17 protein-coding genes and 2 pseudogenes are annotated in these 26,548 nt (G+C 63.0%); 9 read left to right on the top strand and 10 right to left on the bottom strand.

The genetic code is table 11. The features are described 5' to 3' along the window. Positions 1–22: 22 nt before the first annotated feature. Together K9B35_RS00700 and fsa are read left to right on the top strand one after the other, a co-directional pair. The gene (locus K9B35_RS00700; protein ID WP_224919888.1) at positions 23–1,456 is read left to right on the top strand and encodes an FAD-dependent oxidoreductase; all 1,434 of its coding nucleotides are present in this window, start codon (positions 23–25) and stop codon (positions 1,454–1,456) included. Next, a complete protein-coding gene (fsa, locus tag K9B35_RS00695) occupies positions 1,453–2,106 on the top strand; it encodes a fructose-6-phosphate aldolase (RefSeq protein WP_224919887.1) in 654 nt (217 codons plus the stop codon). The genes K9B35_RS00700 and fsa overlap by 4 nt, the downstream gene beginning before the upstream one ends. A 636-nt stretch (positions 2,107–2,742) precedes the next feature. Here fsa and K9B35_RS00690 read toward each other — a convergent pair. Both K9B35_RS00690 and K9B35_RS00685 read right to left on the bottom strand, forming a co-directional pair. Next, a complete protein-coding gene (locus K9B35_RS00690; RefSeq protein WP_318245941.1) occupies positions 2,743–4,119 on the bottom strand; it encodes a methyl-accepting chemotaxis protein in 1,377 nt (458 codons plus the stop codon). 442 nt (positions 4,120–4,561) lie between these two features. After that, positions 4,562–4,762 (bottom strand): hypothetical protein, encoded by a 201-nt coding sequence (locus K9B35_RS00685; protein ID WP_224919886.1) that lies wholly within the window; start codon positions 4,760–4,762, stop codon positions 4,562–4,564. Between the two features lie 375 nt (positions 4,763–5,137). Here K9B35_RS00685 and K9B35_RS00680 point away from each other — a divergent pair, with 375 nt between their 5' ends. Further along, the gene (locus K9B35_RS00680; RefSeq protein ID WP_224920480.1) at positions 5,138–5,434 is read left to right on the top strand and encodes a plasmid stabilization protein; all 297 of its coding nucleotides are present in this window, start codon (positions 5,138–5,140) and stop codon (positions 5,432–5,434) included. Positions 5,435–5,959: 525 nt separating this feature from the next. Next, complete coding sequence (gene chrA / locus K9B35_RS00675; protein ID WP_224919885.1) at positions 5,960–7,150, top strand: chromate efflux transporter; 1,191 nt, start codon at positions 5,960–5,962, stop codon at positions 7,148–7,150. Between the two features lie 75 nt (positions 7,151–7,225). Here the strand turns inward: chrA and K9B35_RS00670 are convergent. The 7 genes and pseudogenes from K9B35_RS00670 to K9B35_RS00640 form a co-directional block, all read right to left on the bottom strand. Next, positions 7,226–7,591, bottom strand: a pseudogene (locus K9B35_RS00670) (NAD(P)H-hydrate dehydratase); the annotation flags it as partial. A 148-nt stretch (positions 7,592–7,739) separates the two neighbouring features. After that, entirely contained in the window at positions 7,740–9,269 is a 1,530-nt protein-coding gene (locus tag K9B35_RS00665) for an amidase (protein WP_224919883.1), read from the bottom strand. Positions 9,270–9,296: 27 nt separating this feature from the next. Continuing rightward, the gene (locus K9B35_RS00660; RefSeq protein WP_224919882.1) at positions 9,297–12,497 is read right to left on the bottom strand and encodes an amidohydrolase family protein; all 3,201 of its coding nucleotides are present in this window, start codon (positions 12,495–12,497) and stop codon (positions 9,297–9,299) included. A 13-nt stretch (positions 12,498–12,510) separates the two neighbouring features. Beyond that, positions 12,511–15,492, bottom strand: a complete 2,982-nt coding sequence (locus tag K9B35_RS00655; protein ID WP_224919881.1) for a TonB-dependent receptor — start codon at positions 15,490–15,492, stop codon at positions 12,511–12,513. A 118-nt stretch (positions 15,493–15,610) separates the two neighbouring features. After that, a complete protein-coding gene (locus K9B35_RS00650; protein ID WP_224919880.1) occupies positions 15,611–16,591 on the bottom strand; it encodes a FecR family protein in 981 nt (326 codons plus the stop codon). 41 nt (positions 16,592–16,632) lie between these two features. Next, positions 16,633–17,214 carry an RNA polymerase sigma factor gene (locus K9B35_RS00645; RefSeq protein ID WP_224919879.1) on the bottom strand — a complete coding sequence of 194 codons (582 nt, stop codon included), beginning with the start codon at positions 17,212–17,214 and terminating at the stop codon, positions 16,633–16,635. 443 nt (positions 17,215–17,657) lie between these two features. Continuing rightward, positions 17,658–18,407, bottom strand: a complete 750-nt coding sequence (locus K9B35_RS00640) for an SDR family oxidoreductase (protein WP_224919878.1) — start codon at positions 18,405–18,407, stop codon at positions 17,658–17,660. Positions 18,408–18,448: 41 nt separating this feature from the next. Here K9B35_RS00640 and K9B35_RS00635 point away from each other — a divergent pair, with 41 nt between their 5' ends. Then, positions 18,449–19,402: an AraC family transcriptional regulator gene (locus K9B35_RS00635; protein WP_224919877.1), complete on the top strand. Its 954-nt coding sequence runs from the start codon at positions 18,449–18,451 to the stop codon at positions 19,400–19,402. 339 nt (positions 19,403–19,741) lie between these two features. Here K9B35_RS00635 and K9B35_RS00630 read toward each other — a convergent pair whose 3' ends face one another. Further along, positions 19,742–20,944, bottom strand: a complete 1,203-nt coding sequence (locus K9B35_RS00630) for an HD-GYP domain-containing protein (protein WP_224919876.1) — start codon at positions 20,942–20,944, stop codon at positions 19,742–19,744. Positions 20,945–21,487: 543 nt separating this feature from the next. Here K9B35_RS00630 and K9B35_RS00625 point away from each other — a divergent pair. The 4 genes and pseudogenes from K9B35_RS00625 (at position 21,488) to K9B35_RS00610 (ending at position 26,481) form a co-directional block, all read left to right on the top strand. Then, positions 21,488–21,964: an RNA polymerase sigma factor gene (locus tag K9B35_RS00625; protein ID WP_224919875.1), complete on the top strand. Its 477-nt coding sequence runs from the start codon at positions 21,488–21,490 to the stop codon at positions 21,962–21,964. Beyond that, positions 21,961–22,101 (top strand): annotated as a pseudogene (locus K9B35_RS20325) (FecR/PupR family sigma factor regulator); the annotation flags it as partial. The gene K9B35_RS00625 and the pseudogene K9B35_RS20325, both read left to right, overlap by 4 nt. Before the next feature lie 24 nt (positions 22,102–22,125). Next, entirely contained in the window at positions 22,126–22,935 is an 810-nt protein-coding gene (locus K9B35_RS00615; RefSeq protein WP_224920479.1) for a FecR family protein, read from the top strand. A gap of 111 nt (positions 22,936–23,046) precedes the next feature. Further along, positions 23,047–26,481, top strand: coding sequence for a TonB-dependent receptor (locus K9B35_RS00610; protein WP_224919874.1), 3,435 nt, complete (start codon positions 23,047–23,049; stop codon positions 26,479–26,481). Positions 26,482–26,548 lie beyond the last annotated feature (67 nt).

Here is a 26,548-nt window from a genome sequence, read left to right as displayed (position 1 = left end):
TCAACATCAGGACAAACCCATCATGTCAGCGCAGTTCGTCAGCACCATTCAGGAACCCGCCCGCACCCTGGCGGTCACGGCGAACTACGAGGTTCTCGTCGTCGGTGGCGGTCCGTCGGGGCTGACCGCAGCGCTGGCGGCGGCTGAAGACGGCCTGAGCGTCGGGTTGATCGAGAGCCGCAGCTTCGTGGGCGGCAATATGACGATCGGTCTGCCGGTGCTCGGCTTCCTCGGCCAGAAGGGCAATCAGATCATCGATGGCCTGCCACAGAAGTTCATCGAGCGGCTGCGCCGCGAACGCGACGGCGCGAGCGAGCATCGTCCCTGCCCGCTGCACATGGGGATTACGCTGGTCGAACCCGAAGCCGTCAAGACCGTCGCGCTCGAAATGCTGACCGAGGCGGGGGTCGACATCCTGTTCTACACGTTCCTTGCCGGGACCCTCGTCGAGGACGGCACGATCCGCGGCGTCATCACCGAGAGCAAGAGCGGGCGCAGCGCAATCCTCGCCAAGGTCGTGATCGATTGCACCGGAGACGCCGATGTCGCGTTCCAGGCCGGTGTGCCGACCGAGAAAGGCAATAGCGAAGGCGGGATGCAGCCGCCAACGCTGATGTTCTGCCTCGCTGGCGTGGATACCGACAAATTGCGCAATACCATTGCTGAATCCCCGCCGGCGGCGCGTACCTATCTGACGGACTTCATTCCAGCCGAGTATTTCGGCCAGAATCACCAGTTCATCGTCGTCGGCCTGCGTGAACTGATCGCCAAGGCGCGCGAGGAGCGCGGGCTGGAAATCCCGAACGAGCGCACGATCATCATCACCGGCCTGAAAAAGGGTGAGGTGTGGATCAACATGACGCGCGTCAAAGGCACCGACGGCACCGACGCGCGCAGTCTTACCGAAGGCGAGATCGAGGGGCGCCGCCAGATCGACGACATCGTCACCTATCTCACCAACTATGTTGCCGGGTTCGAGAACGCCTATTTCACCAAGACCGCCCCGTTCCTCGGCATACGTGAGACGCGACGCATTGTCGGGCAGTACGTCATGGACCAGGACGACGTGCTGTCGTGCCGTCATTTCGACGATGCGATTGCAGTGGCGAGCTATCCGATTGACATCCATCGGCCGGGCGATGAGGATTGCACGCTGATCTGGTGCGGCGACTGCTACGACATTCCCTATCGCTCGCTGGTACCACAGGGAGTCAGCAACCTGCTGGTCGCGGGCCGCAGCATTTCCTGCACCCACGAGGCCATGGGTGCCATCCGGGTGATGGCCACGTGCATGGCGATGGGCGAGGCCGCCGGCCGCGCTGCGAAGATATCGGTGCGCGGCAATCGCGCGCCGGCCGATATCGATGTCGCCGAATTGCGCCGCCAGCAGCTTGAGCACGGCGTCTATCTGCGCAATCCCGATGGATCGCGCATGACTAAGGCCCAAGCCGCGTGAAGTTCTTTGCCGACACCGCCGACACCAACGATATTCGCGAGCTGGCGGATGCCGGGCTGCTGGATGGCGTGACAACCAACCCGTCGTTGATCCACAAGGCGGGGCGCAACTTCCTCGAGGTGGTCGCCGAAATCTGCGGCATCGTCGATGGTCCGGTGTCGGCCGAAGTCGTCGCGCTCGACTATGACGGCATGATGCGCGAGGCGGAGATCGTGCGGAAGATCGCCGACAATGTCGCGGTCAAGCTGCCGCTGACGATCGAGGGGCTCAAGGCGTGCAAGGCGCTGACCAGCGACGGGACGATGGTCAATGTGACCTTGTGCTTCTCGGCCAATCAGGCACTGCTCGCGGCGAAGGCTGGGGCGACCTTCATCTCGCCGTTCGTTGGGCGGCATGACGATATCGGCTTTGATGGTATGGACCTGATCGGCGACATCCGCCTGATCTATGACAATTATGCGTTCGAGACCGAGATCCTGGTCGCCAGCGTGCGTCACCCGATCCACATCCTTGAGGCGGCGAAGCTCGGGGCGGACGTGATGACCGCGCCGCCTTCGGTGATCCGCCAGCTGGTCAAGCATCCGCTGACCGACAAGGGGATCGAGGGGTTCATGGCCGACTGGGCGAAGACGGGGCAGACGATCGCCTGATGATCCGCGGTCGCTGACTGACGACGACCAAGAGCGCCTCAGGCGAAACCGGGACTTCACCGACCGTTTTCTGGAGAGCAAAATGCTCCACGCCGCTCAGCCCTATGCTCGATAATCCTGCACATCGTGTTGCTGATAACCGGCGCTGCATGCGAAGATCGCGCAGGCTTTCTGTTCCCGGGTGAATTCGACGTTGCAAGGGTGCTGGAGGCGACACCGCGCCGCAGCGATGCGCGACATGACGCGAATCTTCCGGTCGACCTGCGCGCCACAACACGCCTGTGTGGACGCTCGCCGTCCCTGACGTCGATACAGATGCGGCCGCCATGATGCGCAAATTCGGTTACGCCGCAGCTCGCCGAGCCTGGCCGGCGGACGAGCCGCGACACCTTCGGCCAGATCTCGATTGCGAAGAAGTCATTTGCGCGGGCTCGACCATTCACGATCAATCGCGGCGTGATCTATCAGCGCGTCGAGGCGCTGATCGACCGTCAGTACAATTGCATCAGCTACGATCTTCCGTCCAGGGATCCGACGCTGGATTGGAGCTGGACCTTGGTGCTAACGGCAGCGTTTCCGGACAGGGCCCGGCAGATATTCGCGCGGGGGCGTGGCCACACGAATATCCAGGGTCGCCTAGAACCCAACCACACTGGGAACCATCCGAACCGGCGGTCGGGCAGCAGACACCTGGAGGCTGTTCTGGCGAGGCTTGTTCGATGACTTTAAGCTCGGGCCGCCGCGCGCAGAAGACTCCGTGACCTTGAACTGCTCGGCCTGGCCAGCCAGCGTCGCCACTTCGGTTGAAAGGCTGCGTGCAGCGGCGGACGTTTCCTCGACCATCGCCGCATTTTGCTGGGTCGACTGATCCATCGCGGCGATCGCGGCACTGATCTGACTGATTGCCGAAGATTGGGCGTCGTTCGCGCTGGCCATATCCGCGAGCAAGACATGGACCTCGCCCACATCACCAGCGATGTCGCTGAACGCGGTATCGACCTTCTGCACCATCTCCACTGCCGCAACCACGTCAGTCTGCGTGGCCGTCAACTGGTCCCGCGCTCGCCCCGCCTCTTCCTCGGCGCGCATGGCGAGAGCGGAGACCAGGTCCGCCACGACGGCGAACCCGCGCCCGGACTCCCCGGCGCGGCCTGCCTCAACCGCTGCGTTCATGGCGAGAACGCGCGTCTGGAATGCGATCTTGTCGAGGCCTTCGATCACTGAATCGATGCCCTTGGCGCTGTCGCTGACGCGGGTCATCGCTTCCACAGCCTCGCCCGTGGTGATCCGGCCAGACGCGACGCTCTGGATTGCGCCATCTGCGCGCGAGACGGTGCGCTCGGCAGCTTCGGCGTTCGTCTTCAGTCGGCCTTCGATCTGCGAGACGGCCGCGGTAGTCTCTTCCAAGCTCGCCGCATTGGCCTCGGTGCGGCGAGCGAGATCTTCGGACGCCTGCGCGATTTCCACTGATCCGTTTGTGATTGTCCCGGTGCTCTCCAGGACCGAACCGATCAGGTGACGCAGCGCGGTCAGCGCAGAGTTGAAATTGGTCTTGAGCTCGGCATAGGCGGGCGGGAACTCCGCCTTGATCTCCTGAGTGAAATCCCCCTGGGTCAACGAATTCAGGCCCGTACGAAGCTCCGCTACCACCTCTTCCTGCTCACGGGCGGCACGCAGCTGTTCCTGGGCGGTGTCACGGAACGTGAACATCGCCTTCGTCATCCGGCCGACGCAATCCTTGTACTCGGTGTATGCAATCGGAGCGTCAAGATCGCCTGCGGCCAGCGCCTCCATGCGAACCACCGTGTTGACATAGGGATCGCAGATCGCGGTTCGGAACCGGAAGCTGAGCGCTGCGCCAACCGCCGCCGACACCGCGCATACCGCAGCGGTGACCCACGCGCCCAGAACCAACCCAACGAGCGCATTGATGATCATCAGGCAGACGAGCGCGCCAAAAGCGACCAGCGTCTTTTGTCTGATAGGCGCCTCCGCCTCGAACCACTTCATCATCCCCATGTCCTCCAAGCCGGTTGGCCACACTGCGCTAAGAGACTTATAGGATCGAAATTGACCGGTTATCCGACGCACAGGCAACAAATTCTGGCCATGCCGAAGCGGACTTATCCTTCTCGAAAATAACTCAACTACAACAACAGTTTAACAGGCATTTTCCCGGGCGTTGGTATATGGCGCATCGCTAAGAAGCATGTTTTGTGAACGATCCTGGCGGAATGGGGAGCATTGCGCTGACGAGTGTTCACCGGGCAGCCAGATCACCGCGCCGCTCGGCGTGATGATGTCGGCAAGACCAGCACCGTCAGCCTGCTCCCGGGCCGACCCGATCCCCGGAACATCCAATGCGCCTTCCCCAACGCTCTATGCCTCGCTGGATCTGCCCAAAATCGCGAGGCTAACCGATGCCGAAAGGAGATGGTCCGTTCTCACGCCGAAGTTACCGATCGATGCTTTTGCGGCGTGACGTTTCGACCCGGCGCGCGACCTGAGCAATCTGTATCCAACGTTTGGCTGCATCCAGATGAATGGTGACGCGGGCGGGAAGCTCGGACAGCTCAGCAAGGCGGATCTGGTCCCTTGCCTGATCCAGATAGAATGCTGCGGACTGGGAAGTGGCTTCGTCGATCGAGTGGGACAATGGCGCTACTCCGCTATTCTGCCCCAGATTCTTTAAGCATTCACGCACACTCCGGCATTAGCCTATGTTAGCGCCCGGTCACGGAACACGTCCTGCTCGCAATGGCCCAAAACGATCTTGGCGGGCCGCACAACGCGCGAGCGTTAGTGTCACCATGCCCGACGCTAATCGTGCTTTGAGCGTGGGACAGCCGATATTCTTTCTCTGTCGCTTGCTTGAGATATCTTCGTTGCTCAATTCGCGCCAACGCCGATACCCCAAACTCGGCTGCAACGACTATTGCCCGGCGCCCCGCTTGTGCTGCCGAGGGCTGAACCGGAAACCTTGAGCTTGTTCGTCGGTTTTTTCTGCGCGAGCCGTAGCAGGAGAACGATGATGCCGCGAGGTGACAAAGACACGTATACGGAAAAGCAAAAGCGCAAGGCTGAGCACATCGAGGAAGGCTATGAACAGCGCGGGGTGTCCAAAAAGGAGGCCGAAAGCCGAGCTTGGGCGACCGTGAACAAGGACTCGGGTGGTGGAAACAAGTCTGGTTCAGGTCGGGAAAGTAAAGACAGTCACGACAGCGCGCGGACAGGCGGCCGAAAGAGCAGCTCGAGCAGGAGTGCCGCGGATCGTTCAGCAGCAGCAAAGAAGGGCTGGGAAACGCGGCGAAAACGCGCCGCGCGTTAATGGGGCCAAACGACACGCAACTTCGCGCAAAGATGCGGGGTCTAAAGCGTGCGCGCCTTCGACTTTCAGGCGTCAGTTTCGCTCAAGATCCGCAGCAATGCGTCGTATAAGCCCCTAACCGCCCCCACCCGCTGCGGGCCGAGATCACGCGCAGCGACCCCATCGGCGCGATGGTGAATTTACAAATGGGTAGCACCCGTTTCAGGCTTCTGGACAGAAGTGAGCATGATCGAAAAACGCCGGCTGTTTTATCCACCATCCAGCGGGGGGAAAACGCCGGCGAAGGATGAGAAAGGAAGTTCGCCCAGACAGCGGGAACGGTCCGAGGGACAAACAGCGTCGGAATCGATTTTGCGATTGAGAAAGGCCCCGAAAAGCATGACACTTGCGACGAGAGCTCGTTCCCTATCGTCCGGCGAATATTTGGATGTGCATGCCGATCTCCGACGCGCTGTATCGATGGTGTTGCGCCGCATGCGGCCAAACGCTTGACTGGACCGCACATGTTCCGCAGGGCGGACGCGCATGATCGGACCAGACGGCACCAGCCCGCCGCCGCTCACTCTCGCCGCCCTGTTCTTCAAATTCCTGCGGTTCGGTGCGCTCGCTTTTGGCGGTCCGGTGGCACAGATCGCCATGCTGCGGCAGGCGCTGGTCGAGCAGGAGCGCTGGATCGATTCCGCGCGGTTCAACCGGCTTCTTGCTGTGCTGCAGGTGTTGCCCGGTCCCGAGGCGCATGAACTGTGCGTCCATCTCGGCATGATCGCGCGGGGGCGCATCGGAGGCCTGCTCGCGGGGCTGGGTTTCATGCTGCCCGGCCTCTTGCTGATGCTGGCGGCTGGCTGGCTCTATGTGAACTGGGTCGCCGGCAATCCCGGTCTGTCGGGCGCCTTGTTGGGTGTTCAGGTCGTGGTGCTCGCAATCATCGTGCGCGCAGTTGTCAGGATCGGCGAGCACATCCTCGAAACCTGGCTGCTTGGCGGGATCGCGCTCGTCAGCCTTGTCGCGACACTTGTCGGGGTTCCCTTCTGGATTCCGCTGGTGGCCGGCGGGTTGGGCTACGCGCTCGCACACCGTCCGGTGGCTGCATGGGGCACCGTGATCGTTGCGGTCCTTACCGTGATTGGCACTCAATACGTCGACATGTCCGCAGTCGCACCCCCGGATCTGACGCGGGACCCGGTAACGCTCACCGCCCTGTTCATCGCCGGTCTCAAGGGCGGGCTTTTGACCTTTGGCGGCGCCTACACCGCAATCCCCTATGTCCGGGCGGATACCGTGGGGCGCGGCTGGATCAGTGACGCGACCTTCCTCGACGGGGTCGCGCTGGCGGGTGTGTTGCCCGCCCCGCTCGTGATCTTCGCAACCTTTATCGGCTTTGTGGCCGGCGGTCTGGGCGGGGCACTGGCGATCACCGCAGGCATGTTCCTGCCCGCGTTTGCATTCTCGCTCGTCCTGTTCGAGCGCCTCGAAGCGCTGGTTGAAAATCCGGCGCTGCACATGCTGCTCGCAGGTGTCGCCGCCGCGGTGGTCGGTGTAATCGCCGCTACCTGCATCGACCTGGGGGTGGCGACCGCTGCCCGCATCACCAATCCCGCCCTGCCCGCGATCCTGTTCGGCGGTGCACTGCTCGTCGTATGGCGCGTCAAGAGCAGTTGGGTCACGCCAGCGGTCATTGCGGCGGGAGCAGCCATCGGCCTGCTGCTTCACTTCTAGGGGATAAAGCTTGCAGGTGTCGCGTACTGAGGTCGGCCGGGGCTAGGTCTCAGCACGATCGATGGGACGTGCCCGCTACTCGTAGCTCAGCAGTGAAGAAACCGGTGGAAGAACTTCGCGCGCCAGGAATCCGACCACGCCAACGTCGCCGGCAAGTTTGCGGCCCGTTTCCCCATGAAGCCATACGCCCCAAGCAGCGGCTTCGTACGCCGGCACGTTTCGCGCGAGCAGGCCACCAACGGCCCCGGCCAGAAAATCGACCGATCCCGCGCTGGCAAGACGGGAACTACGCTCGTTGTATAGTAGGCTGGGCTGGCCCGACATCGCGATCCAGGTGCATGACGATTTCAGCACAACCGTGGCGTCAAACCGCGCTGCGGCGGCTCCTGCCAATGTGCAGCATAGATCTTCCCACGCGCAGCTCATTAGCGATGCCGTCCCGCCCGGATGCGGGTCAGACCCTTCGGACCGCTATAAGCTGCCATCTCATCACTGGCTTGGGGAAGGAAATGCAACATTGCAGCATCGAGCATGAGGCAACGTACCTGTCAGGGTTACGTGCCAGCGCGCCCGTTGATTGCAAAGCAAGTCAAATCCCGCGTTCAATCGGCAAGGCACGTTTGATCCAGGGCGAGGCAAGCTCATAGGCATGGCCGACTTGCAGAACGGCAAGATCAGCGTGCGCCGGCCCAATGATCTGCATCCCGATCGGTAATCCGTCGCGCCCGCCAAAGCCCGCTGGCACTGACAGCGCAGGCAATCCAGCCATCGTTACAGGCAACGTGACTTCCATCCACCGATGATAGCTGTCCATTGTCCGTCCGGCGATCTCAGTCGGCCATCGCTGCTCGACGCTGAACGGAAAAACCTGCGCGGTGGGAAGGATGAGGAAATCGAACGTTGCAAACGCCTTGCGGAACGCCTCATAGATGCGCGTGCGGCCCATCTGGGCCTGTGTGATCTGGATCGCGGTCAGTTTGCGATACCCGTCGACCTCCCAAAGCGCTTCCGGCTTCATCTGCGCGCGGTGCTCGGGCCGCTCGGCAAAGGCAATCAGATCGGGGCCGACGGAGCCATAGCGCAACGTCACAGCGGTACGCCACATTGCATCGGCGGGCTCGTCCAGCTTCGCCGCGTCGACCCGCATCCCGATTGCCCGGAACGCCGCCAGCGCCTTCTCGCACGTTTCAAGCACACCCGCCTCCATCGGCAAGGCACCCTGCAGGTCGCCCAGCCAGCCGATCCGCTTGCCCGTCCATTCGCGCTCGAGCGACTTCGCGAAGATCGCGGGATCCTCCCTGAGGGAGAAGGGCGCCCGTGGATCTGCTCCCGCCTGAACAGAGAGCAACAGCGCAGTGTCGCGCACCGTGCGTGCCATTGGCCCCGAGGTCGCAAAGGTCTGGCCAAACACGTCGCTTGAGGGCGCCGACGGCACCCGTCCAAATGATGGGCGGAAGCCAAAGACGTTGTTCCACGCCGCCGGATTGCGTAGCGAACCGCCAAAATCACTGCCGTCGGCCAGCGGCATCATGCGCAGCGCCAGCGCGACCGCGGCGCCGCCTGAACTGCCCCCCGCCGACCTGCTCGGGTCGTAGGCGTTCCGCGTGACGCCGAACACCGGGTTGAAACTGTGCGAGCCGAGCGCAAATTCCGGTACATTGGTCTTGCCCGTGAAGATCGCTCCAGCCGCGCGCATCCGTCCGACCACCAGCGAGTCCGCCACTGCGATGTTGTCGCGCAGCAGAGGCGAGCCCTGTGTGTGCGCGATCCCTCTCGCTGGCGCTGTGTCCTTCACGGCATGTGGAAAGCCATGCAATGGGCCGCGGAACGTGCCCTTTGCCGCGTCCTCGTCCTGCGCTGCCGCTTCGCGCAACAGCTGTTCGCGGTCAACGCGCGAGACGATGGCGTTGAAGCGCGGATTGAGCGCGTCGACGCGGGCCAGATGCGCGGTCATCACCTCGCGACTCGACACGTCGCGCCGCCGGATCGCCGCCGCCAGATCAACGGCCGTCATTGCAAGGATTTCGCTCCCGGTCTCGGCCGCACCGGCGTGGCGAGCCGATAGCTGGCTTGCAATTGTTGCTGCCGGAGCGGCGGATAAGAGCGTACGCCGGGTCATCTTCATCTCTCGTCTATCCTCACGCGTTCAGTTGCGCCGTGCCTTGGTGAACCAGCGATCCGGAAGTGCCTTCTTGCGCGGCCATAGTTCGGTGAGCGTCCCCGCGTCATAGATGCGACCGTTTTTCACCACTTTGTCGATCGCCGCCGCGTTCTCGATCGCCTCCAGCGGATTTGCGCTCAGGATCAGGATGTCGGCATATTTGCCCGGCGCGAGGCTGCCGATCTGCGCCTTGCGACCGATCACCTCGGCGCTGTCGAGCGTCGCCGCGCGGAGCACCTCATGGGGCGTCGCGCCGCCCTGCGCATAGGCGCGCATCTCGTAATGATAGCCAAGACCCTGGATGACCGCGTGGCTGCCCATTCCGACCAGTCCGCCGGCGTTGCGGATCCGCAATGCGTCGGCGGCGAACGAAGCGGAGGACCGGTCGATTGCCGGCGTCCACACGCGGTTTCGCAATTTGCCCTCGATGATGCCTGGAGGAACGAAGCGCGCAAGCTTGGCATCCTGGTCGATCGCCCCCGCGATCACCTGGCCATCATAGGGCGCAAATCCGCCATAGAGCACTCCGAAGGTCGGCGAGTATCCGATCCGTGACGATGCATAGAGCTTCACGACATCCTCGCGCAGCGGCGTCAGCGGCAGATTATGTTCATTGCCTGCCATGCCATCGATCGCATGGGTCAGATTGAGGTTGAAGTCGCTGGCGCCCTCGGTCGTCGCCATCATCCCCATCTTGCCCGATGCCTCGACCACCAGCTTGCGCTGCGTCCGGTTGCCGACAAGATACGCCTTCAGATTGTGCGTGCGATAATAGTCGCGATAGCGGGTCAGCACAGCTTCGGCCTCCGCCTCCGAATTGATCTCGCTGTTCACGAAGATGCCCGGTCCGGTCGAGAAAGCGCGCGGCCCCACCATGATGCCGGCGTCGATCATGTCCTGATAGCCGAACACATCGACGGTGAATGGCTGCACGTCGAGCCCGCTGGTCACGCCATAAGCGAGATTGGCGAGCAGGCTCCAATGATTCGCCTCGAGCACCTGGCGCGGCAGTTCGAACCAGTGGGCATGCGTATCGACGAAGCCAGGCGTGAGATATTTGCCGGTCGCATCGACGATCGTGGCGCCGGGCGGCACGGCCACTTCACCCGTCTTGCCGACCGCGATGATGCGATTGCCGGTCACTACCACATCGGCGCCCGCGATCGTTTCGTCGCCGCGCATCGTGATCGCAGTGCCGCCGCGCAGTACCACACTGCCCTGGGGCACGTCGCGCGGCAGCTCCACCCGCGCCTCGATCCGTGCCGCCTGCTTCTCGGCGACGCCCTTTGCCAGGCCTGCCGCCTGCGCCACATCGATCGTGCGTATGGTCGCCCCGAGCGACCACATCACGGTCCTCCCATCGCGCGACCAGTCGACATAATCGGCGCCGATATCGGTCAACCGCACCCCGCCCACAGCGGGCCGTGCAAGCTCGAGCGTTGGCGGATCGGCGGAGAAGGTTGGCGGCACGTCGAGCAGCCAGGCCTGGGATGCCGCCTTGACCAGCATCCGCGTCCCATCCGGGCTCAGTCGGATATCTTCCGGCGGGGTCTGGATGTTGTTGAAATAGCGATTGGCGTTGGGCACGCGCAGGTCGAAGATGCGTCGCAGCGCGCCGCTTTGCACCGCCACCGCCTCGACCGACGGCCCGCTCATATAGCGCAGCCATCCGCCCGTCGCATCAAACGACAGCGCCTTCATGCCCGATTTGCTGGCAACCACCCGCCCCTCGCCGCCCGCCATCGGGAGCAGCACGATGTCGGTCGGCCGACTGGCCTGAAGGTCGGACGCAGATTGCAGGCGCTCGATACTGGTTGCGCGCAGCACCGCTACCGACTTCCCATCGGGCGATACGCTCGGCTCGCTGTAATAGGCAGGAGCCTGCGATAGCCGCCGCGGCTTGCCCCCTGATGCCGGGATCGCCCATAGCGCGCCCCCGCCAGCGCCCTCGCCGCTCCAGGTCACATACACCAACGTCCGGCCGTCGGGCGACCAGGCCGGCTGAAAGGCCATGCCCTCGACGCCCGCCACCGCACGCGGCATGCCGCCTGCGCGATCCTGTATGTAGAGCGTGCCGAGCGCCCCAAACGCGATCAACCGGCCATCCGGCGACAGACGCGGGGCCTGGATCACACGCACCCGCACCGGCCCGGTCTCGTCCGGCACCTCGACCCGCGTGTTCGGGCGCACCGCAAGATCGACTGGCGCCGTGAACGGCACTGCCGTTCGCACACCATCGGCGACGCGGATGCGCGTCAATCTGCCATCGATCGCTGTCAGAACTTCCTTGTCGCCAGGCAGAAACGCGACGCGCGGGACGAGGTCGTTATAGTAACCGCCCATCTGGCTGTCCGGATCAATCGGAAAGCTCAGCCAGCGATCCGCTCCGGTAACGAGGTCGCGGATGCGCAATCCGGTCTGTGCGCCCGAGCGACTGGCATAAACGATCTGCTTGCCGTCATGTGACAAAGCAGGCCGCATTGCCGCGCCAGGCGAGGTAATGATGCGGTCCTCCACTCCGGTCGCGAGCGTGCGCCGCACGATCTCCCAATGCGGTAACACTTTGTCCGACCACAACCCGCCGATCTTGCGCGCGTAATAGAGATAGCTTCCCTCGGGCGACGCCACCGCGCCCAACGTATTGACGCGGTCGGCATGGCTCTCGGTTCCGGTCGGTCGCGCTTGCGTGACCTTGATCCCCGATCCGCCCTGCGCGCCATAGGCATAGAGTTCGAACGCCAGAATATTGTGGACCGTGCGCGAGACATAGATGAAGCGTCCGTCCGGCGACCAGGCTGGCGAGGAATAGATCGCCGGATCGGTGTCGCTCGACAATCTGCGCGCGTTGCTCCCGTCGGCATTGGCTACCCACAGATTTGCCGCCCCCGACTTGTCGGAAATAAAGGCGATCTGCCGGCCATCGGGTGAAAACACCGGCTGGGTCTCGAGCGCATCGCCGGTCAGCAGCGGCCGCGCCGCACCGCCGGCGGCGTCGAGCGCATAGATGTCGCCGAGCACGTCGAACAGGATCGTGCGCCCGTCGGGCGACACATCCGGCGCCATCCATGTCGCCTCGCGTGCTTCGAACTGCAGTCGCTCGACCGGCTGCCCCTGGACCATGCCCGGGGCGGCGGCGGCGGCCGCCATCCCGGCGATGGCCGTGTAAATCCACAAACGGCGCTTCATCGCTCTGGCCCCCTTAAAGCCGGATACGGGCGCCGACCGTGACGAACCGGCCCACCGTATCGTAGAAGGGCGAAAACAGTGAGGCGATCGGCGGATCCTTGTCGAGCAGGTTCGACACGTTGGCGTAGATATCCAGCTCGCGCCCGCCCGCCTTGATCGTCTGGCTCAACTGCAGATCGACATAGGCATAGGCTGGAACCTGGTTGTTCGTGATGTTCTGGTTCCGGTTGTAATAGCCCGGGGCGATATAGCGACCGCGCACCACGGCGTTGAAGCCGTTGTCGGCATAGCCGATGCTGCCGTTGATCCGCCAATCGGGCATGCCGGTGACGAAGGCGTAGCTGGTGTTCTTCACATATTCGAGCGAGGTAATGCCGTCATCGATCGTGAGGCTGTTTACCCATGTGCCGACGAGCCGAAAGCTTAGCCTTTTGCCCGGATCGCCGCCCAGCGCGGTGGTGTAGGCGATGTCGCCGTCGACGCCGTTGGTCTGGTATTGCTGAAGGTTGGCCGGGACCGCCCGCACCTCGATCAGGTTTCCGCCGGCATCGCGGCTGATGCGCGCGCACAAATCCTGGTTTCCGGCACGGCAGCGATTGATCACGTCCTGGGCCCCCACCGACGCAATCACGCCATTGATCGTGATGTCGAAGTAATCGAGCGACGCGGTCAGGCCGCGCAGCGGCGAGGTGGTAATGCCCGCCGTCCAGGTGTCAGCCGCCTCGGGCAGCAGATTGGCGTTTCCGCCACCAATGACCTGCGCGGTCACGCTCTGGCTTACGCCCGTCACCGGATTTACATCGACCACGCCGACATAGCTCTGCGTCCGGGTGGTGTAGAGGTCGCTCAGGCCGGGCGCCCGAATATCGCGCGAGCGCGTCACGCGGCCGATTACGCCGGGCAGGAATTCGTTCGTGGCGCCCAGCTTCCACGACCAGATGCCGCCGCTGTTGCGATAGTCCGAATAACGGGCGGCGCCATTGAACTCGAGCTTGTTGAACAAGGGCACGTTCTTGAGGATCGGGATCACGACCTCGCCGAATGCTTCCTTGACCGAATCCTTGCCGGACAGGTCGCCGAACTGGAATGTCGCGAATGCGCGCTGGCGGTCCAATGCGCCGGCGAACGAGTCGATCGATTCCCAACGGCCTTCCACGCCCACGGCGATCGACACCGGCCCCGCGGGCAGCTCGATCGGCTCGCCGCGCAAGTCGGCGCCGACCGTGTGCATCCGCGTGGTGGAACGCAGGCTCGGCGTACCCGTGACATAGGCGATGGCGGCGGCCGACGGCGCGCCTTCGCCGAACAGATTCAGCGGCACGCAACTGGTCGCGGGATTGGTCAGCGCGATCCGGCAGACGGGCGTTCCGCCCGGCCCGATCACCGAGTCAACCGCATTGGCAAATTCAACCGTCTTGCGGAAGCCGGGCGTGTCGATGTCGTTGCGGTATTCGCCATAGCTGTAATAGGCGCCGTAGCGCCACTTGCCACCGCCCAAGCTGCCATCCAGCGCGATCGTGCCCTGATACGCCTCACGTGCGACGTCGATCGAGGTGTACGACAGGTCCGAATTATACCGGCCCATCGTAAAGCTCGTCTGGCCCGCAGCATCGAGCTGCGCGCGAATTTCGGGACGCAGGAATGCGTTGTCCCGCTGGATCGTGATGTTGCCGCGGTTATGGTCACCAAACCACGTATAATTGCCCCAATAGCGCGAATAGCGCCCCTCGACCGTCAGCGTTGCATTGTCGAAGACTTCGTAGGAGACATTGGCGAGCGCGGCGATCCGCTTCTGCGGCGTGGCGAGCGGGCTGTAATTGTCGTCAGAGGGCGATTCACCGCCGATCATATTGGCGCCGATGGCGACACCGAGCGAGGGGGTGCGCAGGCTGCCGTCGGGATTGAACCCCCTGTCCTTGAGCACGCCGGACGTGATGATCCCGCCGATAAAGGCGTTGGCGTAGCCGACATTGGGCGTAAGCGTGGACGCGCCATTTTGAGTGAGCAGCACCCAGCGGCCGGTATTCTCGCGCGCCGTCTTGGTCATCAGGCCGTCATTTTCGAGATATTCGCCACCGACCATGAAGTGACCACGACCGCCGTCGAATTCGGTCCCGAACGCGGCTTCCAGTCGACGCTGCCCCGCATCGCCATAGGTGGAGATGCCGGCTTCCGCGCCGAGCTTCACCCCGTCAAAGTCATGGTCGAGCAGAACGTTGACCACGCCAGCAACCGCGCCCGAACCCCAGGCGGCCGATGCGCCGCCGGTCACGATGTCGACATCCTTCACCAGCACCGAGGGAATGGTGCTGAGATCATTATCACTCGCAAACCGGCGTCCGTCGAGCAGGACCAGCGTGCGCGCCGCGCCCAAGCCGCGCAAGTCCACCGGCATCCGCCCGGCCTGGGCGTTGGTGCCCGAGGTCTGGGGCGACTGCCCCGCCTTGAACTGCGGCAAGTCCGCAAGCGCTGCACCGACATTGGCGCGACTTGCGACGCTCAACTCCTGGGCACTGACGCGGGTAAGCGGGGTGGGAGATTCAAATCCCGGACGGTCGATGCGTGAGCCCGAGATGACGATCTCGGTATCGCGGATTTCGGCCTCGCTCGCCGCCTCCTGTTGTTGGGCCGTGTCACCCGGCGTACGCCCGCCCGAGGGCTGCGTCGACACGGGCGAGATAGTTGCATCTGCCTTCTGGATCACCAGAACCCGCCCCGCGCGGCGAACGGTCAGGCCGCTGCCGCGCAGCAGAATACCCAACCCTCCATCGACACTGTACGCGCCATGCAAGGGCACACTGCGGAGTCCCCGCACGGTCACGCCGCTGAAGGAAACCTGCTGCCGAGAGGTTTGCGCAAACTGTCGCAACGCGGAAGCCAGATCCTGCGCGGGAATGTTGAAGCTATAGGTCTGAACCTGCGCGACCGCTGCCACAGGCAGAGCCAGCGCGATCGCCGCAATCGAGCAGATTGCCGGCTTGATGGTGCGTGTCATGGTCATTGCAAGTCCCCCTGAACCGGCATCGTGGTGCGCCTGGGGGGATAAGACGCGCCATGCTGGAATTCCCGCCCGGGCCAATCCAAGAAAAGCGAACGGGCCAAAAAACGCAGCGCTATTGCGGTGTGATCGTCACGACATCGCGTTCGCGAATGACGCGCACGGGCAACGTTTCCTCGACCCCGGTAGCAAAGGCCTCGACATCACCGGTGTTGAATACCCCGTTCACGCGCATCCAGCCGGTTGCGCCCTTGAGCACGATGCGTCGCGTCGAGTATCGGTTGATCCGGTTTACGGCGAGGCTCAGCGGTTCATCCTCGAACACCAGCTGCCCCCCCTCCCAGGACAGTGAGCGGACCGGGTCCGCCCTGGTCAAACGCGATTTCGACCGACCCGCGATGTCCACCACCAACTCGCGACCCGGGGTCAAGGCCATCAGTTCATCGACATCGCGCGACGCGGGCGCCACCGCGACGGGAAACTCCGCCCCCATCGGACGGTCGAGCACGACGACCCTGCCTTCATAAAGAATGACGCGGAGCTTGCCGCCTACGATCTCCACGCTGAAAGACGTACCCGTGGCCACGACCAGCTTGTCCCCTACCCGCACGCTGAACGGCTTCAAGGGGTCCTTTGCGACGTCGAACTTGGCCCGCCCGGCTACCAGGTGCAGCTCGCGCTGGTCGCCACGCATCCGCACATCCACTTCGGTTGCTGCATCCAGCGACGCGCGCGATCCGTCGTCAAGCATCACCACGCGGCGCTCGCCAACGCCGGTTCGGTAGATTTCCGGAACGCTCTGCCACCACCACCCGATGCCGCTCAGTGCAATCAGCATCGCAAGTGCAGCTGTGATCACCCGACCGGCAACCGGTTGCCGTGCCCAGCGCCACTGGTTGCGGCGGCGGAATGTTGCCAGCGCGCGCTGACGCGCGTCCGCCAGCTCGGGTGAAGACGCTGCCGCGCCCATCTGCTGCCAAAGAACCGTTGACCGCTCGAATGCGGTCAGGTTGTCGGGGTTAGCGGCCAACCATTCGTCAAACGCGCGCTGCCGCTCATCCGACAATGGCCCTTCCGCCAACGCCAGGCACCACACCGCAGCGGCTTCGAACCGTTCGGGCGAAGGTCCGCGCGGGCTCAAAGTGCATCCCCCATCTGTATCGTCAGCCGCGCCAATGCCTTGGCCAAGTGCTTCTCGACGGTTCGCACGCTAATCCCGAACCTCTCCGCGATCACGTCCTTGCTCATATATTCCAGTCGATACAGAACGAAAATCGCCGATGTCGTCGGATCGAGTTCATCCAGCGCAGTGCGCAGCATCGCGATCGAGCCGCGCGCTGCGGTGACGCGGAACGGATCGATCAGTTCGATCGCCTCGCCGTCGATCTGCCCGAGGGTTTCACGGTAGTTGCGCCGCACTTGCTGACGCCGCGCGCGATCGCGCAACAGGTTCGCTGCAACCTGAAACAGGTAGGCGCTGCCCGACCGCATCGCCACGTCCGGCTGGGCCGCGATCCGCGAGAACACTTCCTGCGTCAGGTCCTCGGCCTCGGCATGATCGTGCACGCGCCGCAGAAAGAACGCCATCAGCGCAGGACGAAGTTCCCGGCTGAGCTCAACCACATCCTTTCCATACGCAGCGGCCACACAACCTCTCATCGCTATCCCGTGGGCCATTAGACGCACGGCATCGAGTTCTCCGCCCTTCTTTTGCAGCAATTTGAGGGTTGGCGCGATTAAGCAGCTTCCTCGATCGTGCGACACACCTCCCCATTGCCCCCACCGGACCCGCACAGGGCCTGACAGAGCCAGAAACCGCTTCGGGCCCACGTGCGAGCGTTGCCTAAGGCCCTTGGCGACCTGCCGCGCCGCAACAGCGACATGGCTGCCTCCACACAGGCGGCGCGCTGCCCGCCGGAACGAGCGTGATCAAGGCGCCGTGCACAGCGGCGGATTGTGCCGAGGCGGCTCGGGAGCGCTTTGAGCACCAGCAAGCAGTTTGATTCGACGCGCCGATTGTGCGCGAGGGGCCGTTCAGCTGCGCAAGCGGCTGCGCGTCACCATAGACGTGCAACCCGCTGCGCGATTGATCTGAGAGCGGACGTTGCGGACAGGACGGGCACGGAAGAATGATTTCGTGCCCCCTGAGCCGAGGCCAGCCCTCACCGCCCTTTCGCGAGCGCCACAGCGTCAGGCCCTGCGGGAAACCTGAGCCGTGCTTCTGAATCGTGCACAGCATTCCAGACGCCCTTGGCCACGTCGAGCTCGCGGGTCGTCAGCGCCGGCTTGGCAAAGGCTTCCATGATTGGCCTGGCGAAGTCGGCATACTCCACCGGGAGCAGTTGATCGAACGGTATGATTGCGTTCGTGCCGAACCTGGTGGTCGGCGCATAGCCGGGCTCGACCAGCTTCACAGAGATATCGAAATAGGCGAGCTCGTGGGCAAGCGAACCAGTAAAGCCTTCGATCGCCTGCTTGCTTGCGGTATAGGCTGCGGCCAGCGGAAAGGCGCCCAACGTGACGCTCGAGGTCACATTGACAATAATGCCCGAACGGCGCGCACGCATCTGTGGGATGACCGCCTGGCACATCGCCATCACGCCAATCGTATTGGTCTCGAGCAACTTGCGCACCAGCGACATCGGCGTCACCTCAAAGGCGCCAACCGCGCCGATGCCGGCATTGTTCACCAACACATCGATCGGACCAGCGGTCTCAAACAACGCGGCAATGCTCGCTTCGTCGGTGACGTCGAGCGGCAGAACGCGCAGACGGCGGGTGTCTCCAGCGAAAGCGCCCGCCTCGGGCCGCCGCATCGTGGCAATCACGTCCCAGCCCTGCGAAAGGAAATGCTCGGCGATCGCCTTGCCATAGCCCGACGAGGTCCCGGTAATGAGAATGGTTTTGGTCATGTCAGTCTCCATGTGTTGAAGGCCTGGAGATAGACAGCTCCTTGCATACGATATATAATCGATCATCCATTCCTATTTACAGATCGTCCAGGATCATGGATCCTCTCAGTGATGTTATTACCTTGCTGCGTCCGCGTGCCGCAGTGTCGAAGCCCATTTCGGGACGCGGGCATTGGGCTGTCGCCTATGACGCATATGACGCGCCGGGCTTTACGTTCATCATCACGGGAGAGGCGTGGCTGACCCTTGACGGCGAAGACCCGCTGCGCCTCGCTCAGGGTGATTTTCTGCTATTGCCGACAACGCCCGCCTTCTCGCTGGGGAGCGAGCCTCATCGTCGCGGTACGCGGGCAACGCCACGTGCCGATGCCGTCCGGCACGGCGACCCCGATGGTGCGCCGCAATTTGCGGCGCTGGGTGGAAGCTTCGACTTCGAGCGGGTCAACCGCCCGTTGCTGATGTCGCTTCTACCCTCGCGTATCCATATCCCGGCCTCAGAGGGGCGCTCGACGCGGTTTGGACGCTTTATCGGTCTGCTGGCCGAGGAGTGCGCTACCGACTATCCCGGCAAAGAGCTGATCATTCAGCGCATGCTGGAGGCCTTGCTGGTCGAGGCGCTCCGCTGGCGCGCCTTTGCCACCGATGCGGTTACGGCAGGCCTGTTGAGCGGCATGCAGGACCCGGTGATCGCGCGCGTGCTGCAGGCGATCCATTCCGATGTCAGCGCCAGATGGACGGTGGCGGGACTGGCGCGCATTGCGGGCATGTCCCGCTCTGCCTTCTCGGCCCGGTTCGGCGAGGTGCTGGGATGTGCTCCAATCGAGTATCTGGCACGCTGGCGCATGGCGATCGCCAAGGATGCGCTGGCTCGTGGTAACAAGACGCATGATCGGATCGCAGAAGAAATCGGCTATGAATCAGCCAGCGCGTTCAGCACGGCGTTTCGTAGACGCCTGGGATATCCGCCAGGAAAGTTCGCTCGCGCATTAGCCTAACCAGTAGCAGGCCAATGGCAGCTCGGGCGAATCCGAGCAGAGCTTTGAGGACCGCAATCGGGCACGCAGTCGCTTCCGGCCCGATCGCTGGCGGGCCGCAGATGAAAGCGCACGAATTGCGAAAACTGGGCGGTTGGCAGAGCGACTGCCTTTAGCGGCTGGCGGGCGAGCAGCGGACGTCAAGCCAGCATCACTCCGCGACGATAGCGGGAACAGCGATCAGGTCACCACCGCCAGGCAGAACGCCTCGGGCGAGCATTGCAATAGCGAAACGGACCCGGCCGATTGCCTTTCGAACCACGGCATATTTGGGTGGACCTCCGCCACCTTATTCGGGGGTCAGTTTGGTCTGACAGGGCGTTCACCCGCCATGATGCGCGCCGCCATCATGGGCCAAGATTCGGAGAACCAACTGCCGGGATCTTCGGCAATAACCGTGGTCCCTTCGCCGAGGCAATCGCTCAGTATCACATCGCGGTGGTGGAGGAAGCGCGTCTCGACCGTCGAGTAAAAGGTGCGAAAGACCGGATCCATGCCTTGACCCTTGTGCGGCAACGTCACTGCGAGCCGATCGCCCAGGATGCGGACAAGCTTGCCCGCCGGATAGACGCCGATGCTGCCCATGAAGTGAAACAGCAACGCGCGGTCGAACTGTCCGTCGGCCGCCTCCATCTGTGTGACGGCTTCCAATGGCGATTTGCCAGCGGCATGGGGGCGGATCGACGTCATGGCATCGTAGGCGTCGCAGATGCTGGCCATTCGCGTCGCTATGCTGATAGCCTCGCCTTTTAGGCCAAACGGATATCCCGATCCGTCAAGGCGCTCGTGATGATGCAGGCAGACGTCCAGCGCCACTGCGGGCACCCCGGTGGTAGCCGAGAGAATGGCGTGGCCCTGACCCGGATGTCGGCGCATCTCGATCGTCTCCGCCTCATTTAACGGGCCGGCCTTGAGCAGGATGTCCGGAGGGATTGTCGACTTGCCGATGTCGTGAAGTAGCCCCGCCATACCAAGGTCCCGCGCGGCCTCGGCAGTACAACCGATCTCGCGGGCCAGGTTGATCATCAAGGCGCAGACGGCAACCGAGTGCGTATAAGTCTGGTCGTCCTGCGCTTTCAGGCGCGTGACGCTGATAAAGGCCGCCATATTGTTGAGCGAGCTTGCAATGTCCTCGACAACCGCCAGAATCTCGGTGGTGGGCACACCCTTGCCAAGTCGGCAGTCGGCAAACATCGCGTCGACGATGGTTTTTGAGCGCTGCGCGAGTTCGGACGCTCGCACCTTATCCGCCCGGCCGAAGCGCCCGGAAGCCCGCATGGGCGCAGGGCTGACCGATGCACGGATGGAAGGGGGCGGCGGGATATCCCGCCCCTTTGACGTATCGATGATGATCTCGCAATTGCTGGAGCGGATCCGCGCAAGGTCCCGCTCCGACGATATCAGAAGCCGCGATCGCCACAGGGGGTGTGAAAGCCAGCCGCCGGAGAATGAGTGGACGTACATCCCAAGGACAGCCTGCTCCGACCTGATTGATTTAAGCAAGGATGTTCTCCGACGGCAGGAGAATGGAACTGACAGTGGCGCATCGCTCTAGACACATCATCACACCCGACGTCGCAACCTGGTCTATTATGGATACCGGTGCCGATACCTGCTTTTTTCCGGCGCCCAAATGTGGGCGATTTTCATTATAGACGAGCAGGATCCTATGCAGCGCGATTGAACGGTAATTATTGGGATCGGGGCACGATCGAACGAACGACCAACGCGGGGGCGTTTGCGGTCGGGCCGCAATTGGCGAGGCGGCTCAGGTGCGCAATGACCGAAACCAGGTGGTTCGCTGCCGTGAGCCTGGAGGCTGCCACGGCATACCCGCTAGCCAACTATGACCACAAGAAGCGCCAAGCGCCACGCCAAACACCAGTTTGACGACCATCGCGCGCGACCCGTCAGGCGGGATGCCCGCTTGCATCCTGTTCAAGCGACGTCACTATGTCGGTGTGTTCGAGTCATTACCCGCTACCGCGATACAGGATGTCGGATTTCGCCTGCTCGGTCGTCTGAGTAGCTGAGGGCGTCTGGTCGATGCCGACATTGGCAGAGATGATGGCAAAGGCCCGGCGCGCCGTGCTGCGGCAGGGCATCTCAGATCAGGACGCCGACGAATTGGTTCAAGACGCATTTCTCAAGGTGGAGCAGTATCAGCAAACGACTGTCGGGCGCTCGCAGGAAGCGCTGCTGATCACTGCCGCGGTCAACCTGTCGATCGACCGCCATCGCCGTAATGCGCGCGCGCCCTTTGCGCATCGCGACGATCTCCACGCTATCGCAGACAGCGCGCCCGGTCCGGCGGAGATCGTCGAGGAGCAGGCGCGGCTGCGTCATGTTGCGCGCGGGCTGGAACGGCTTCCTGAACGCACGCGCCGCATTCTGCTGAGCCGGCGGCTGGACAATATGAGCTATGCCGATATCGCCAGGGCAGAGCAGATGAGCGTGGCCGCCGTGGAGAAACAGGTCGCTCGCGCTACGCTGCAATTGATGGACTGGATGGCGAGCTGGTGAGCGGAAAAATCCACCCCGCGTCGATCGACGCTGAAGCTGCGGCGTGGGTTGCGCGTCTCCAAGGCGAGCGGACCAACGGTATCGAGCGCGGACTACACGCCTGGCTCGAGGCCGATCCGGCACATTGCGCTGCCTTTGAGCGTGCAACCGAAATATGGACGATGCTGCCGGGCGCGGTGCAGTGCATGGACGCAGAACGCAGCATGCACGCGCGCGCGCCGGAAGGCCCGGCCCGGCGGTCGCTGACGCGCCGTTCGGCGCTGGCGCTCGCAGCGTCGGTGCTGGTTGCGTTCGGCATCGGCACGATCTGGATGTCGCTCGCCCCCGAGCAAGGCTATGCGACCGCAGTCGGCGAGCAGAAGGTCGCGGTGCTGGAGGACGGCAGCCGCATTGCGCTCAATACCAATAGCCGGGTCGACATCGAATTCACGCCGGGAACGCGCACCATCCGCCTCGACCATGGCGAGGCAATGTTCGAAGTTGCTCATAACGCCGCGCGGCCTTTCATCGTCACGGCAGGCGACAAGCAGGTGCGCGCGCTTGGAACGGTGTTCCTCGTCCGACGCGAGGGGGATTTAGTCACCGTCACGCTGATTGACGGCAAGGTTTCGGTTACGGAATTGTCGCCCCGGACCGGCACGGCGGCAAAAGCGAGCGCGATCCTCGCGCCGGGCGAGCGGTTCACTGCATCGGGAGCGAGACAGCCCGTCATCGACACCGAATCTGCAGAAGTCGCCACAGCGTGGCGGCGCGGGCAGGCGATTTTCCGCGATACGCCGATGGTCGAGGCGGTTGCCGAGCTCAATCGCTATGGTGGTGCAAAGCTCGAGGTCACGGACCCAAGGTTGGCGGCACTTCCCATCTCCGGCGTTTTCGCCACCAACGAGACGCGCGATTTCGCCGAGGCAATGGCAGCGCTCCATGGACTTCATGTCCGGAAAGAGGGCGAAACGCTACAAATCGTACCCTGAACTGGCCGACATTGCATTTTTATAACGATGCGATGTCGGTTTTGCGCTGCAGCATCGTCTACCTGATCGGAGCATCATGGGGGTCGCTCCGGATTGGGGGGAATTTTGCAGGTGTCCAAACTGACTATCGCCGTGCTTGCCGTGGCCACGAGCGCGCTGACCATTCCCGTCGCTCAGGCGCAGGCCCGTTACAATTTCGACCTTCCAGCCCAGTCGCTCGAGATCTCGTTGCGCGCAGTCGCGGCGCGCACCAATACGAACATCGTCTTTTCGGGCGATGCGGTGCGCAATCACAAGGCAGTGGCACTGCGCGGAGCCCATACCGCACGGTCCGCCTATGAGGCGCTGATCAGCGGTACCGGCCTGTCGCTGACCGTCACCGGTGGCGGTTCCTTTGTCGTTGCCGCCGCGCCTGCACCGGCACGGGCGGCGCAAGCGGGCGACGGCGCCCTTAGTGGCCATGTCACCGGGCCCGACGGCACCTCGCCCATCACTGGCGCCCTGGTCCGGATCGTCGAGACCGGTGAGACGACCCGCGTCGACGATTTTGGCAATTTCCGGTTCCCGGCGATCCGCGCCGGCTCCTACACATTGGAAATCACCTATCTGGGCTATGCCCCCCTGACCCGCACCGTAACCGTGACTGGCGGTGATCGCGCCCAGCTTACGCTCGCGCTCGCCGAGGCAGTCGACGATAGCGATGCGCCGATCGTAATCTACGGATCGCGCAGCGCACGCGCCACCGCGCTCAACATCCAGCGGACAGCAGAGAACAGCGCCGATGTGATCTCGGCTGACGATCTCGGCAATTTCACCGGAACCACCTTTTCCGAGGCACTGCGACGCGCACCCGGCATCTCGTTCGAGCGCAACACCGTGACGGGCGACGGCACGAACGTGATCGTCCGCGGCATGGAGCCGGACATGAACGCAGTGAAGCTCAACGGGCTCAATCTCCCGGTCGGCAACGGCGTAGGGCGTTCGGCCGACCTGTCCAACCTGCTCGCAGATTCAGTCAGTCGCATCACCATCCACAAGTCGCTGATGCCTAGCCAGGACAGCTCAGGCACCGGTGGCCTGATCGAGATCGAGACGATGTCACCACTGGATCGCCCCAAGCGCTATGCGAACCTCCTGGTCGAAGGCGGCGGCATCCCGCAGGATTTCGGCACGGACTTTCTCGCCTCGGGAACGGTGTCGGCCAGGTTGACCGACAATTTCGGCATCAGCGCCTCAGGACAATATCGGCGTCACAATACGCGCTCGATCGCGTATGATGCGGGTAGCAATGGCGGTCGGATGAACTTCGGGCGTTATCTGCCGGTCGGTCCCGGCGGCGTCCCTGCGCTGACGGAGGAAGCGGTCGACCCCCTGCTCGACTTCCCATTCGTTGCGGGATCCGACCAATATTATCCCAGCGGCCTGGCGACGAAATTCTATCATAATGAGAATGAAGTGTTCGCGGCGACGCTCTCGGCCGAATGGCGCCTTGGCGACCACACCAACCTGAAGTTCGATGCCCAGCACTCGGAATCGATCAACAGCTTCTTCTCGCTCACTGACACCTTTGCCACGGCCGCTGAATATTCGGTTATCCCGGGCGGCTCCCCGAACGCCGAATTGAACCTCGACCTCACGCCCGGCAACCAGGGCATTTTCCGGTCGCAGACCTATTCGTACAATCCGGACTCCAAAAAGGTCACTGACACCTACAGCCTGAACGGCAAGACGCGGCTCGGTGCGATCGAGATCAAGTATCTGGCCGGCTATGCCAGGGGAACCGAACGGAGCCCGCGCAGCTTTACGACCGAGTTGCGCATGGCGGACAGCGATGCGAGCGCGGCGCTGTTCCTGCCCGAGGCGGTCGACCCGTTGACCGGCCGGATCGTCACCGGGTTCGCGCCGCGCGCGGGCAGCGGCATCCCCTTGCCGCTGTTGAGCGCGGCCGGCTGGGCGTTGATCAACGATCCCAGCAACTTCACGATCGACAACGCCAGCGGCCAGATCGACGACGCGATGGGTAGCAACGACCGCTACACCGCGAGCGGCAGCGTCCGCTGGGACGCAAATGCCGGCCCGCTTTCCTATGTCGAACTTGGCGCTTATTACGAGCGGACGTCGTTCCAGAGCGATGTCAGGCGGACGCAAATCGGGGGCAATGTGCCGGCGGAGTCTGTTGGCCTGGAGTTCGCGCCGTCGGATCTGACGCGCATCGGAATTCGCAATCCGGGCCTGACGGTGATCAGCGAAGCATCACTGCGCAACTTCGTTGCGAACATCACGACACTGGCCAATACGACCGGTCTGACGCTCAGCCCGATCGCTCCGATCCCTGGCCAGGACGAGGAGAACACAAAGGAAACCAACTTTGCTGCATATCTGCAGAGCAAGCTGCAGTTCGGCAAGCTGGAGGTGATCGGCGGCGTTCGCTACAATCGCACGAAGCTGGCCGCGACCAATCTCAATTTTCCAAGCTATATCGGCCCGATGCTGAACGGGATGATTGGCAACGACACCGATTTTCAGGCGCAATTCTCAAAGCTTGTGACAAACAGCGCGGTGGCAGAGGATTTTCTCCCCCGTATCCTGTTCAATTATCGCGAGAGCGACGACCTGATCTTCCGCGGTGGCTATTTCCTGTCGGTCGCGCGTCCCTCGATCGGCCAGCTTTCGAGCGAGACGCGGATCGCCTTCATCAACTTCCCGATACCAGGACCCGAAGGCGTCAAGCCGATCCTGCAGATCAACAGCGGCAACCCCGACCTGAAGCCTGCAATCACCCATAATTTCGACCTCAGCGCCGAATATTATTCTGGGATCGGGATCTTCAAACTGAGCGGTTTTTACAAGCGGACCAACAATCTGCTGCAGACCAACATCACCAATGGCCCGGCGGCACTCGAAGCGGTCACGCTTCCTGATCATCCCTATTTTCAGGGAGCACCCTATTTCGACCCCGCCAATCCCGGGGCGGTCTTTGTCACCGGTGGCACGCCGGCGAACAGCGACGCTCCCGCGACATTGTGGGGGATCGAAGCGCAGGCCGAGCGGCGTCTGGACTTCTTGCCGGGGATCTTGAGCGGCTTTGGCGTCTTTCTGAACTATACCTACACGCACAGCTCGCGAACCGACCGGTATAAATGGAACTACGATCCCGATCCCGATCACGTCTTCGAGTTTCCGGGCCTCGCCTATACTCAGCAGCCCAGGCATTCGGGTACGGCGGCGCTGACCTACAACAAATATGATATCGACGCGACGCTGACCTATGGCTTCCAGTCGCGCTCGCTTGCCCAGTTCCGCCCCCGTGCGCTCAGCGTCTATAACGAAGGGGTGCAGACGCTGGACCTGCGCGCTGAATATTATCTCCGCCCGAAATTCGGGAAGTTCCGGATCTATATCGAGGGCACCGATCTCCTCAACGGGACGCGCGACCCCGATGTCGAGCAGACATTCGGCGGCGAGCGCGGGTCGCCCAAGGTGTTCACTCAGGCCACCTATCTTGGTGGCCGCGGTTTCAAGATCGGCGCTTCTGCCAATTTCTGATCGTCCTTGATGTCCGACCGGCCGGCGCAGCGATGGCGCGTCGGCCGGTCCTGTTCTGGAAAGTTCT

It is taken from the genome of Sphingomonas sp. R647, assembly GCF_020177055.1.
Classification (GTDB): Bacteria; Pseudomonadota; Alphaproteobacteria; order Sphingomonadales; family Sphingomonadaceae; genus Sphingomonas.
The sequence above is the reverse complement of the archived record's forward strand: the minus strand, read 5'-3'. Positions and strand labels throughout refer to the sequence as shown.

Bases quoted from the DNA above. Each gene is read 5' to 3' on its own strand.
- K9B35_RS00625 (WP_224919875.1), top strand. From the start codon at position 21,488: ATGCCGACATTGGCAGAGATGATGGCAAAGGCCCGGCGCGCCGTGCTG.
- K9B35_RS00690 (WP_318245941.1), bottom strand. From the start codon at position 4,119: ATGATGAAGTGGTTCGAGGCGGAGGCGCCTATCAGACAAAAGACGCTG.
- chrA (WP_224919885.1), top strand. From the start codon at position 5,960: ATGATCGGACCAGACGGCACCAGCCCGCCGCCGCTCACTCTCGCCGCC.
- K9B35_RS00680 (WP_224920480.1), top strand. From the start codon at position 5,138: ATGCCGCGAGGTGACAAAGACACGTATACGGAAAAGCAAAAGCGCAAG.
- K9B35_RS00615 (WP_224920479.1), top strand. From the start codon at position 22,126: ATGCTGCCGGGCGCGGTGCAGTGCATGGACGCAGAACGCAGCATGCAC.
- K9B35_RS00700 (WP_224919888.1), top strand. From the start codon at position 23: ATGTCAGCGCAGTTCGTCAGCACCATTCAGGAACCCGCCCGCACCCTG.
- K9B35_RS00640 (WP_224919878.1), bottom strand. From the start codon at position 18,407: ATGACCAAAACCATTCTCATTACCGGGACCTCGTCGGGCTATGGCAAG.
- K9B35_RS00660 (WP_224919882.1), bottom strand. From the start codon at position 12,497: ATGAAGCGCCGTTTGTGGATTTACACGGCCATCGCCGGGATGGCGGCC.
- K9B35_RS00655 (WP_224919881.1), bottom strand. From the start codon at position 15,492: ATGACACGCACCATCAAGCCGGCAATCTGCTCGATTGCGGCGATCGCG.
- K9B35_RS00665 (WP_224919883.1), bottom strand. From the start codon at position 9,269: ATGACCCGGCGTACGCTCTTATCCGCCGCTCCGGCAGCAACAATTGCA.